The organism is Sulfurovum indicum, from assembly GCF_014931715.1.
Lineage (GTDB): Bacteria > Campylobacterota > Campylobacteria > Campylobacterales > Sulfurovaceae > Sulfurovum > Sulfurovum indicum.
On the sequence record NZ_CP063164.1, the window covers coordinates 962,798 to 974,977 of the forward strand.

At 40.8% G+C, this 12,180-nt stretch carries 11 protein-coding genes; 3 read left to right on the forward strand and 8 right to left on the reverse strand.

Going from position 1 to position 12,180, the window contains the following annotated elements:
• The 3 genes from IMZ28_RS04870 to ychF all read right to left on the reverse strand — a co-directional run bounded on the left by IMZ28_RS04870 (position 1) and on the right by ychF (position 2,300).
• The gene (locus IMZ28_RS04870) at positions 1-618 is read right to left on the reverse strand and encodes a YceI family protein (protein WP_197549621.1); all 618 of its coding nucleotides are present in this window, start codon (positions 616-618) and stop codon (positions 1-3) included.
• 31 nt (positions 619-649) lie between these two features.
• A complete protein-coding gene (locus tag IMZ28_RS04875; RefSeq protein WP_197549622.1) occupies positions 650-1,111 on the reverse strand; it encodes a DUF302 domain-containing protein in 462 nt (153 codons plus the stop codon).
• An 85-nt stretch (positions 1,112-1,196) separates the two neighbouring features.
• The gene (gene ychF / locus IMZ28_RS04880; RefSeq protein ID WP_197549623.1) at positions 1,197-2,300 is read right to left on the reverse strand and encodes a redox-regulated ATPase YchF; all 1,104 of its coding nucleotides are present in this window, start codon (positions 2,298-2,300) and stop codon (positions 1,197-1,199) included.
• Positions 2,301-2,405: 105 nt separating this feature from the next.
• Here ychF and IMZ28_RS04885 point away from each other — a divergent pair, with 105 nt between their 5' ends.
• Positions 2,406-4,022, forward strand: coding sequence for a cation:proton antiporter (locus tag IMZ28_RS04885; RefSeq protein ID WP_197549624.1), 1,617 nt, complete (start codon positions 2,406-2,408; stop codon positions 4,020-4,022).
• A 59-nt stretch (positions 4,023-4,081) separates the two neighbouring features.
• Here the strand turns inward: IMZ28_RS04885 and IMZ28_RS04890 are convergent, their stop codons facing one another.
• Complete coding sequence (locus IMZ28_RS04890) at positions 4,082-5,554, reverse strand: leucyl aminopeptidase (RefSeq protein ID WP_197549625.1); 1,473 nt, start codon at positions 5,552-5,554, stop codon at positions 4,082-4,084.
• 285 nt (positions 5,555-5,839) lie between these two features.
• Here IMZ28_RS04890 and IMZ28_RS04895 point away from each other — a divergent pair, with 285 nt between their 5' ends.
• Positions 5,840-6,778, forward strand: coding sequence for a hypothetical protein (locus IMZ28_RS04895; protein WP_197549626.1), 939 nt, complete (start codon positions 5,840-5,842; stop codon positions 6,776-6,778).
• A 437-nt stretch (positions 6,779-7,215) separates the two neighbouring features.
• On the opposite strand, the gene IMZ28_RS04900 is transcribed toward IMZ28_RS04895, so the two are convergent.
• Together IMZ28_RS04900 and IMZ28_RS04905 are read right to left on the reverse strand one after the other, a co-directional pair.
• A complete protein-coding gene (locus IMZ28_RS04900; RefSeq protein WP_197549627.1) occupies positions 7,216-7,491 on the reverse strand; it encodes a DUF3303 domain-containing protein in 276 nt (91 codons plus the stop codon).
• Between the two features lie 511 nt (positions 7,492-8,002).
• Entirely contained in the window at positions 8,003-8,350 is a 348-nt protein-coding gene (locus IMZ28_RS04905; protein WP_197549628.1) for a hypothetical protein, read from the reverse strand.
• Between the two features lie 650 nt (positions 8,351-9,000).
• Here IMZ28_RS04905 and IMZ28_RS04910 point away from each other — a divergent pair.
• Positions 9,001-10,002, forward strand: a complete 1,002-nt coding sequence (locus tag IMZ28_RS04910; RefSeq protein WP_197547621.1) for an IS110 family RNA-guided transposase — start codon at positions 9,001-9,003, stop codon at positions 10,000-10,002.
• Between the two features lie 140 nt (positions 10,003-10,142).
• On the opposite strand, the gene IMZ28_RS04915 is transcribed toward IMZ28_RS04910, so the two are convergent.
• Together IMZ28_RS04915 and IMZ28_RS04920 are read right to left on the reverse strand one after the other, a co-directional pair.
• Positions 10,143-11,465, reverse strand: coding sequence for a DUF6602 domain-containing protein (locus tag IMZ28_RS04915; RefSeq protein ID WP_197549629.1), 1,323 nt, complete (start codon positions 11,463-11,465; stop codon positions 10,143-10,145).
• A gap of 92 nt (positions 11,466-11,557) precedes the next feature.
• Entirely contained in the window at positions 11,558-12,121 is a 564-nt protein-coding gene (locus IMZ28_RS04920; protein WP_197549630.1) for a hypothetical protein, read from the reverse strand.
• Positions 12,122-12,180: the final 59 nt, after the last annotated feature.

The window sequence follows — 12,180 nt, forward strand, 5'->3', positions numbered from 1 at the left end:
CTACTTCTTTATCTCTACTTTACAGAGTGTTGCTTTTATGGTTGTACTGAAGCCGATGGTAACATCGTTCCAGGTCTTTCCTTTATGCAGATCATAACAGCTTTGATTGATGGATGCAAGGGCTTTGCTTCCGTCAAAATCAAAGAGATCAATCGTACCGAAGGCTTGAAAGTGCCCTTTGTCGTAACGGTATTGCATAGGGATGAGCAATGTTTTCCGGTTCATGGTAACTGATACTTTCAGCATACCTGTACGCGGTTTTCCTTTAATATGTCTGTCCGTTTTTTGAATATCGATGATCTCTGCTTCAATGGTTGTGCTTTTTAGCTTTTTGAAGAACATCTTTACCAGGGTGTTGTCTCTGGAAGGATTGCCCGTATCTATCTTTGTGGTATCGATAGTCACTTTGGATCCGACAAAGAGTTCTCTGAAGTTTTTCCCTTCTTTATGGGCAGGGGTGTAGGCGACACCGCTAAAGTGACCTTCTACACCAAGTTTTGCCAAGGTCTTATAAGCTTTCCATGAAATATTCACATCATTGGACTGTACCAATACACAGCCACTCTTCGCATAAACAATGGTACTGAATAAAAGCAGGGTGTAGAAAAGTTTTTTCATTATCGGCCTTTGTATTTGGAAATAGAATGTTCTATTTCTTTGCTGCTTCCTCTGCCAGAGTCTGTAGCGTAATATGTATTTTTTTAATGATACCCAAACATTTCTTATCTTTAATATTGTGCTTAAGGGTCCAGTATTCCGGATTGGTATAGGTAATAGTGGTTTTTCCTTCATAATCGGTTGTAAAGAGCATACGAAGCGGCAGGTCAAGTCCTATAGAGGGGTTGCACTCCATCAGTTGTGTACCTGCTTTGGGGTTTCCGAAAACGACAACCGTTTCAGGTTTAAGCCTCATACCTGCTTCTTTTGCATTTTTGGCATGATCGATCGTTGCAAAGTGTATGAGTTTTTTCTGCTCAAGAACTCCCAAAAGTTTATTGACTGATGCAGGGACATCGTTCTGTGACTCCACTGTTTCGAGGAAAGCCCCTTTTTTATTTTCACAACCGGTAAATATCAGGGCAAGCAGCCCAAGAATCAGCCATTTTTTCATCACACACCTCCTCGTAGGATGCGTACCGACGCATCAGAAATTCGTAACACTCAGTACTCAGGACTGTTCGGTTTGACCGAACTTGCTATACATTAAACCTGAAATGCATTACATCGCCATCCTGAACGATGTACTCTTTGCCTTCGAGTCTGTTCTTTCCTGCTTCTTTGGCTCCCTGTTCACCGTTATACTTGATAAAGTCTTCATATGAGATGACTTCTGCACGGATAAACCCTTTTTCAAAGTCGTTATGAATGACCGCTGCTGCTTTCGGCGCAGTTGTGCCTTTGCGAATGGTCCATGCCCGTACCTCTTTAACCCCGGCAGTAAAGTAGCTCATCAACCCCAGTTTGTCAAATCCCTTATGGATGATCTGCTCAAGGCCGGACTCTTCTACACCCAGATCAGCGAGCATTTCTGCTTTCTCATCTTCTTCGAAGTCGACCATCTCCTCTTCGATCTTTGCACAGAGTTTGATAACCTCTCTGTTACGTTCCTGAGCATAAGCTTTAAGCTGCTGAACATATTCGTTGTCTTCGGTCAATCCCTCTTCATCGACATTGGCACCATAGATGATCTCTTTGCTTGTAAGCAGTCTGAGGTCTTTATTGATCGATTTGAAGGCATCGGAGTCGATGTCAGAGAAGGTAGAGACAGGATTCCCTTCCTCAATGTGTGCCAAAAGTGCTTCAGCTGTTTCCAGTTGAGCTTTTGCCTCTTTGTCATTTCCTTTGGCTTTACGCTTAAGCAGGTCGATACGTTTCAAAACAGCATCTATATCTGCAAACAGCAGTTCCTGCTCGATGATCTCCACATCACGTATCGGATCGATGGAGCCTTCTGTGTGGACGATATTGGGGTCTTCAAAACATCTGACGATGTGCAGAATCACCTCTGTTTCACGGATGTTGCCCAGGAATTTGTTCCCAAGTCCTTCACCTTTGCTTGCTCCCTTGACCAGTCCGGCAATATCCACAAAATCAAGTGTGGAGTGCTGTATCCTTTCGGGGTTGACGATCTTTGCAAGTTCATCCAGACGTTTGTCCGGAACCGGTACAACTGCTTTGTTCGGTTCAATGGTACAGAAAGGGTAGTTGGCGCTCTCTGCGTTCTGTGCTTTGGTAAGTGCGTTAAAAGTGGTAGATTTTCCTACATTCGGTAGTCCGACAAGTCCTATGCCTAGTCCCATGATATTCCTTCTATAATTATTCCGTGATTTTATCTAAAAGTTCGTGAAGTTGGGGTTAGTGCGCTAATATATAATGTATAATACGTAAAGATAAAAGGAGCAGTGATGGATCATGCCATGTACATACTTATTATAACTATAGCGATCTCTACGGTCCTAAATGTCATACTCAAACGATTTGAGATCCCAACGATCATCGGATATGTACTGGCAGGTTTTACTATCTCATCCATTTTTCATTTTGCGGAGGAGTCCAAAGAGTTCCTGATGCATCTTGCGGAATTTGGTATTGTTTTTCTGATGTTTACCATCGGCCTGGAGTTTTCTGTCAAGCACCTCAAGAGCATGAAAAAAGAGGTTTTCCTCTTTGGCAGTCTGCAGGTTATACTAACGGGACTGCTCTTTACAGCACTGGGCTATTACCTTTTTGGTCTTGATGCCAGAGGAGCGATCGTGATCGGGTTTGCCCTGTCGCTCTCTTCAACAGCGATCGTCCTGAAAATACTTAATGAGAACAATGAGATTCACTCCGGGTACGGCAGACTTTCATTAGGGATCCTTCTTTTCCAGGATCTTGCAGTCATTCCCATTTTGCTGATGGTCTCGTTCTTTACCTCCAAGACCCACTCGATGAGCAGGATGCTGCTTGAAACGGCAGGAGGTGCAGTGATCATTTATGTGGTTCTCTTCATCCTGGGAAAATACTTCATTGAACGCTTTTTCGACTGGATCACGTCTACGAATTCTGAAGAGATATTTCTTGTAGCGGTACTTTTAGGTGTCATCAGTGCTTCCGCTTTTGCCCAGGCAGTGGGATTTACCTACTCACTGGGAGCTTTTTTGGCAGGGATGATGCTGGCAGAGACAAAATACCGTTACAGGATAGAAGCTGACCTTATACCGTTCAGGGATATCCTTCTGGGAGTATTCTTTGTAACGATCGGAATGCTGGTAGACTGGCACTCCATTGTTGATTATATCCATTATATTCTCGCTCTTTTGGTGGTGGTGATGCTGATAAAAGCAGTAGTGATCTTCACTGTTTTGTATTCGTTTGTACAGAGAAGGACTGCACTTAAGACTTCTATGGCACTCTTTCAGATCGGTGAGTTTGCTTTGGCAGTATTTGCACTGGCACGTTCGAACGATCTCATCTCTTCTGAGGTCAACCAGATACTCATCGTTACGGTCATTCTGTCGATGATCCTGACACCGTTCGTACTTCACAACATCAAAAGGCTGGCTGACCGTTTTATCAGTGAACCTGAAACACTGAGAGAACGCGCTATCGTCGGCAGAGAGTATGAAGATCATGTGATCGTCTGCGGATACGGTCCCATAGGACAAAAGGTGGTCAGCTCTTTGAAAGAGAGGAATATACTCTATCTGATCCTAGAACATGATGTAAAGGTGGTCGATGCTGTCATTTCAAACGGGGAAGAGGCGATCTTTCTTGCCAATGCTGCACAGAAGAGAGTGCTTTCCCACTTTAATGTAGAAAAATCAGCTGCGATCGTTGTAACTATAGAGAATGAGCTGCAAAGAAGACTCATTTGTGAAAATATCGCCTCTTTCAGCCATCATGTCAAAAGTATTGTAAAGGTGAACAATGAAGAGGAGGAGAAGGTCTATAATGAGATGGGGATCACAACTGTGATCAACGCCAGAGATACCATAGCCAATCTGCTTTCGCAGGAGGTGATCGTCTGTCATCTGACCTAGTGGCAGATGATAGCAAAAGAGCAGTTCTGAATCTCCGCGCACAGCGCGGGAGAAGAAGCTTAGTGTGCACTATCTTCCTGTGCAAGTTTCTCTATGAGTCTGAGCATCATACGAACACCGGCTCCTGAGGCACCATGTGGATTTTCTCCCCATACATGTTCGACAAAGGCAGGTCCTGCAATGTCAATATGTGCCCACTTCTCTTTATGCTCTTCATCGATGAACTCCGAGAGAAAGTGACCTGCCGTGATCGCACCGCCGTAACGGGTATTGGAGATATTGCAAATATCGGCAATGTCACTCTTGATGGTCTTTTTGAGATAGTCGTTGAAATCAAGCGGCGTTACCAGTTCACCGGCGATCTTTGCCTGCTTTTTGACCATTTCCTTGAGATCATCGTTAAAACCCATGACCCCTGAAGTGTAGTGGCCCACACCGACAACACAGGCACCGGTAAGTGTAGCAAAATCGAAGAGGTAGTCCGCCTTGACCTCCTGCTGTGCATAGCAGAGCACATCGGCAAGTACCAGACGTCCCTCTGCATCAGTATTGCGTACCTCGATAGTCTTTCCGTTCTTGGCTTTGAGCACATCATCAGGCTTGTAGGCATCTCCGCCGATCATGTTCTCCACCATACCGAGGAAACCGTGTACTTCGATAGGCAGACCAAGCTCTGCAACGGCTTTCATGATCCCTATCACTGCAGATGCACCGCTTTTGTCTGCTTTCATTGTTACCATATAGTCACCCGGCTTCAAGCTGAGTCCGCCTGAATCATAAGTAAGCCCTTTTCCTACAAGCGTGATGACTTTTTTAGGGTTTTTAGGTTTATGGCTTAAGTGGATGACCCTTGGTTCATGTCTTGAAGCACGTGCAACAGCAAGGAGGGTTTCCATCTTCTCTTTTTTGAGTTCTTTTGGTTTGAGTACTGTACATTCAAGTCCAAGTTTTTTGGCAAGTTTCTTTGCTTTTTGGGCCATGCTTTCAGGGTAGAAGTCATCCGGCGGTGTATTGACAATATTACGTGTATAGTTGGTAGCAGTTGCCGCGATCTCACCGTTGTGTACGGCACGCGCAGCTGTCTCCATTGTGATCTCATGCGGTTCGTAGCCCTCAAGAGAGATCTCTACTGTTTTTACAGGAGACTTGCTTTTCTTGCTTTTATACTTTGAAAACGTATAGCTTCCAAGTACCAGTCCCTCAACCATTGCTCTAATGGAAGCGGAACATCTCGGATGGCTGACATAGGTGGAGATCTTTACGGTTTTATAGGCTTTTTTCCCTATAAGTGACCGTATTGCTGTAGCGGCCGCAGGACGGATCGCAGCACCTCTGAGATGCTTTGCCCCGACATAGAGCCGTTTCTTCTCTACAAGGTGGCATACTTCATCCTGAGAGCCAGAAAAACCGGCTTTTTTAAGCAGTTTTCTGTCTTTGACAGAATGATGCTTGAGATTACCGTCAATAACGATGATGATCTCAAGATCAGCTTTGATCTCTTTAATCGGAGTAACAGTTATATTGAAATTCATTTTTTTCCTTTATTCTTTTATATCAGTCTGTGTAGTAACTGTGATAGTATCAATAATAGCTAAAACTTTGTTTATTTGGCTTGACCCCATTGTGATAAATTGATAAAATATTTTTTATTTATAGTTTTATATATGTTTTGGATATACTTTATAAAGTAAAAAAGTACTTTGAACCCGGAGTATGCATGAGAGATCACTGACCTCTCACAGATCATTGCCTTATGAATACCTGGTGATGCCAGTGCGTAAACCGGGTTGGGCAATATTGTTACCAAAAGGAGTGTTATGCAATTGATCATCATCGTAATAGTCGGGTCAGTGCTTGGGTTTATCTACGGCAGCTATACCGACGGTTTTATCTTCAGTTCGGATATATGTCTTTTTGCGGGTCTGACGCTCATTATGCCTTCACTGTTCAATTTTAGACTCAGGGACGTACGTCTGGTATGGGAGTACAGATCTATACTCTTTAAAGGGATGCTTGTCAACTATCTGCTGTTGCCGCTTTTTGCCATGGGTATCGGTCTGGCGACACAGGATTTCGGTATCGCGGCGGGGCTCTTTCTGGTGTCGGTACTCAGTGGCGGGGGTATGGTGATGCACTGGATAAAAAAATCAGGTGCAGATACCTCTTTTGGGTTCCTGCTGCTCTTTGCCAATCTTGTCTTTGTATCGCTCTCCATGCTGATGCTGCATACGTTTGCAACCTATTCTGCAGGTTACTTCAATGTCACGTATGATGAAGAGATCAGTATCGAGCGCTTCGCAGAGGAGGTGATCATCCTGCTTATTATCATACCGTTTTTTGCAAGCAGGGCAGTGCTTCTTGTCAAACCTCTTGAAGAGAAGATACGGAAATATAAAAAACTTATTTCCCAAAGCAGTATTTTCATCATACTGTTCTACCTTTTCGGACTTCAGAATACCCAGCTTCTTGTAGATATTTATGATTTCGAGCCGGAACTCTTTTTGGTGGCTTTTGGTGCCGTTTTGCTCTTCTATCTGCTAACCTATCTGGCTTCCAGGTGGATATATGATCTTGACTCACCACAGGAGAGGGCAGCCTTTTGGCACAGTATTACGCGCTACCTGACACTTGCACTGGTCCTCTCTACCTTCTCTCTCAATGCGTTCGGTGTATCGATGCTGCTTCCGATCATGTACTCATATATCGTACAGATACCTCTGGCTGTTTATGTAAATAAAGTATATTCGGGTTCATGAGAGAAAAAGAGATGATCTGGCAATCCTCCCGAATCATTCCCAAACAAAAGTTGGCTCTTGTAGCTTAAACTCTACTTTTAAAAAAGGGTTGAAAAATGGGAGGATTACCCCCGGATTTACGGATTTGGATTTACGGATTTGGATTTACAAAATAAAGGAACAAACATAAAAGAAAATGGGGTCAGACACTTAAAGTTAAAAGTGGGGATTCAACCCTTGGGGTGTATATGGATGTATATGAAAAAGATGGATGCAACGCTTTCATGTAGTGGCTACAAAGTATTTGGCTAGCTATCTTGGTTGGATGAGCCTGCTTGATAAGAATAAGGAGCTAACTGCTAGAAACTTTTTAGGCTTAATGGCTGTTCGCATAAGACAGAAAAGAATATTTCCACCATTAACGCGAACATAGCCTTTGGGATTAATGCTTTTATGAATTAATTACGGGCTCTAGCTATTGCTTCAGCAGCTTCAGCATCTTCTAATACTGGTGTAATATCAAATTTAACTAAAGGGGACCATTCCGCTATGTGCTGGGCAAGATAAAGTGGATTCTCAGTTTCGCATAACGCCCAACCCTTAGACGATCCGGGAGCATGATAACGACCTAGTAAAGTAAGCCCTTTGGGCATCGGTGCTCCGCTTTTTAGAAAATTATCCATTACAACTGTGTAGTTTTCTGGTTGGATTGACCAACAAATCATGTATTTCATATCTCTCTCCATATTACTTAGTTATATGTTGAATAGCTATATTTTTTATGCTAGCTAAATGTAGCCGACTATTTAGTACGTACATAGTGTATCATAAAGAGACAGCTTTGTAAGTTTTTTAACATCAGGCTTTTTCTCCACATTGGGGCTTCCACCAAAGAAGATGCCTTTTTCATCTCTTGTAGCAGGAGTGGGAAGTATCTGCGTCACTATTTAAAAATGCTTTAATGGCTTCTGTGTCATTCGTATATGATGTGGTAGTAGCCTGGTAGTTCTATGTGTGGTTTTCTTGTCATCTTGGCTTCTTAGAAAGAGTATAGTAGAAAGTTTATTGAGTTATCATTATCCCTTGACCCCCTTTAACTCCAAGTTTTCCTCTTTTAAATAATAAATAATTTTCTTTATTTTTCTTATTTTTAAGAAGATAATCTTTAGTAATTGAAATTATAAATCCAATTAAAGCACCTATTATCATTTATATTATTTGTGATGTTTCCATTTTTATATTCTCTTATCTAACACAATTTCCACCACTGGTACATCTCCAGCCTGCACCACATTGGTAATCATATCTACATTGCCTTTTCATATTTACACCTGAATTACTTTTATTTGAATTGAATTTTTGTACTCCATATCTGGTTGTGACTTTCATACATCTACCACTAGAACTAAATTGTGCTTTAACACATTGTCTACCTGGTCCACAACTATAATCTGAAGTACATCCTCCACTTGAAGAATTGTTAATACCCATTCCAGAACTACCACTTGAATTAAAACTCATTCCTGAATTCCATTGAGCATTAAGTGCTGATGTACAAAATATACTTAAACATATTACTGCTATCTTTTTCATATTATCTCCAATTATGAATATATTAATAATTACCTAAAAACCGGATATCTTTAGTATAATGGGGGCACGGGTGAGCGACGCCCTTTGGGAAATTTTAATTTCACAACGGGTGTTCAGCCCGCGTCTCCTGTCTCGCTAAGCAAAGCGTCCGCAACAACTATTTATTCAAGGAACATTATAACTACTTTAGCTTCCTTTTCGATGTTTACGGAATACTGTTCTGGAGTAATGCATTATACAAATGAGGAAAAGGTAGTTCTATGCGTGGTTTTCTTGCCATCTTGGCTTCTTAGAAAGAGTAAAGCAGAAAGTTTATTGAGTTATCATTATCACCTCGTATAATAAAAATGTAGCATTTTAGCTACCATACAAATGAGAGTTTGTTGGGTGTAATACATCGGATGTCACCGAAGCGGTTATGCGTATAAATCATAACTAGCTTGAGGGTCAGTTAGATAGTTGCACTATAAGCTTGAGTGGTAACAAAATCAGTAAATGCAGTTTTATAAAGTTAAACATTTCTTTAGAAAATTGGCAAATGCTAGATTGTATTTTACGAGGTCAAGTTATGTGTGGCTGATGCTACAGTTTTCACACAGAGGTTGTCCTCTGTGCTAACGAGCTCTCTAAATTACTTTAAAGGCTCTCAAATGTATTCTATCGGATTAGATATCTCCAAGTCAAGCGTCAATGTGTATGTACCGCTGGGAAAGTTGGATTTAGAAATAGCAAATACAGACAAAGCATTCAAATCACTCTACTCCAAACTTAAAAAACTTTATAAAAAAGAGATAGAGAAGGTGGTGTTTGTCTTCGAATCCACTGGAAGCTACTCTGCTTTACTGTACCGTTTCTGTGCCCAAAAAGGCATTATGGCTTATATGCCAAACCCAAAACAAGCCAGAAACTTTGCCAAAGCTATTGCACAGAGAAACAAAAGTGACAAGATAGATGCAAGGGTGCTTTCAGAAGCCATTGTAGTTGCAAAAGAAAATGAGATAAAAGTACCGACCATAGATCCCTTGGTTGAAGAGATAAAAGAGTTTATGGTTTATTACAGACTTAAGGTCAAACAGCGCACACAGCTTTCAAATCATTTGGAATCGCTTAGTACCAAAGAAGGAAGTAAGACACTCTGTCGTACTATCAAAGCAGAGATAAAAGCACTAAAGAAAAGTGAAGACAAAATAATAGAACAAGTCTATGCCATCATAGAAAAAAGCAAAAACCTCAAAGAAAAATATAATGCCATTACCTCCATAGACGGTATAGGTAAAATAGGAGGTATTGTGATGCTTCATCTGTTTATCAAATATCCTCATGCCAACCAAAGACAAATTGTCTCCCTTGCAGGACTTGACCCAGTGATGAGAGAATCAGGTACTTCAATCAAAGGACAAACGCGTATCTCAAAAGCAGGCAACAGGCTCTATCGTGGGACACTCTTTATGGCTGCGATGGCTTCAACCAAGCACAATGAAAAAATGAAAGCATTTTATGAGCGACTTAAAGCCAATGGTAAACACACAACACAAGCACAAATTGCAGTGATAAGAAAACTTATTGTCGTGGCACACTCTTTATATAAAAGTGGCGAAGTGTATAATAAAAACCGCTACAAAATAAGCACAGGAGTACAGCTAAAAGCATAGAATACATTCTTTTGGTAAAAACTGGTAGAATTGTTATGTTTTTTTAGGGATTTTTAAGGTGGTAACTGACCCCGTTGTCTTGACCCCGTTGTCTGTCTTTGTTATGTTTTTAGGGTAGCGACTGACCCCTGTGACTCGACTTATTCTAAAAACAGTAGATTCATGTAGTACGGCTCTATCTGCATTTCTTTGCACCAAAGATCAAATCTATCTTTTTCGTTCGCAACAAAACCGTTGCCATCATCGGTTGTAATAATATGTGTATGCATAGTAGTAGGCCTTATGTAATTCTCATCCCTCATAAAAAAACGGGTTAGAATTAGGTTCTCAGCAACTTCATTAAGGGAAGTATCGTGCTCTTTTTTCAGAAACTCATCCATCTCCTCATCAAGAGGGAGATAGCCACCACGGATAGCCATAATGTTTATAGCTGCAATCTCAGCCTTTCCCAATGGAGCCGGTTCCCAATTATTATCATCATCTCTCCTTAGCTGTCCTTCTTTGAACTCAAGAGTATTATACATCCAACCGGCTTTGTCTCCTTCTTCAACTGCCTCGGCCATTAAGAGTGGTTGAATGCTATCCATGTGCAGTCCATCATTCCAAGGCATTTTTGCATCGAAATATAATGAAATTTTTGACCAGATAAGCTCAAGTATTAACTTTGCTGAATTATGACGTGTCGAAAAGACAGCGATCCATTTGTTTTTATCTTTTATGGTCAAAAATGGCACACCGTTACCTTTGACAAGGCAGAGATTGTTTGATGTTACCAAAGTTGGTATGTTTGGTACTCCTAATCCATCTCCACCTTTCTTTCGTTTTTCCTCCAATATATCTATAAAAGCTGACCGCAAACCATTTTCTGTTTTATATCCTTCGTATCCATGAATGATGCTCACTGGTGCTAAAGTTTCTTGCACTAATGTGTAAAATAAAATCCCATCACTTTTTGAAAGTGTATGTATACCTGAATAGCATTCTGGTGCAATCTTTCCAGTAATTTGCGAAAAATGTCTTCTGGCTGCTTTTATGTCTGGTTCATAATCTTCATTTTCTAGTCTGTATTCAAAATACTCGGCGAATTTTCTTCGTATCGCGCCTAAGTGATAGAAGGCGTCAATATAATCGTTTTTTCGCAATGTTTTTTTGACTTCAAAAAGGCAAAGAACTTTATCAATATCATAGATAAATTGTTCAGTTAGTCCGTATCGTTGTCCATCACCGTGAACTAGCATGCAGTCAACTTGTTGTGGTAGCATTTCACCACCAACTGTTATAAATCCGGAAACGACCCTTAAGTCCAAGAATTTTGGTATTGCAAAATTCTTATCAATACCTTGCTTTGTTACTTCTTCATAAGCTGAACCAAGCGTGGGCATATGAGGCATATCAAGCCCTTCTAATTTTCTCGATTCTTCTTGTATAAATAATTCTAGTAGTTCAGATGCTTTTCTAATCAATTTGCATATTCCATTGTCGATGGAGAGTCGTATAACGTTTGTCGTGAGCAATAGCTTTATCGTAGGGGAAACTATTGAGCTCCTCGTACTTGTTAGGCCAGTATCGCTGTCTGAAGATATTTTTTGGCATGTTCAAGTGTACTCCATATAAAACTATCATCAATATTAATCAAAGACCCTGACAACACAATTCCTGTTATAGCAGAGAATTCTCTTTCTCGGTCACCTGGCACGTGACCACCACCATGAATGAATGTATTTCTTACCTTCCGTAGTTCATCTAAACGCTTGTAGCTATCTTGTACTGAGCTGAGATTCAAGTTTGCATACGCTGTAAGATATTTGTGACGCGCATGAAGCTCACTCTTCCCTTTAATGTCCTTGCTTCCAAGGCTAAGATTTTTCTTTTTTCTTTGATATTCACATATTTTGTCCATCCAAAAGTCTATGAGACTATAAATATTCATGATCATGTCAGGTTTTATAAAGTGGGAAATGCTATGATAGGTTGCCTGAGAAAAATTGGCATCATAATCGTGTACTTCAATCGGAGCATCTTTATCATCTGCACGTGCCTCCTGCAGCATAATGAATAGCTTATGGAAATAACGATCCATCTGCTGACAATCCATATCAATTTGAGCAATCAGTTTCATTTGTTTCCATGCCTAACTATTTATTCATGGAACATTATAACTACTTTAGCTTCCTTTTC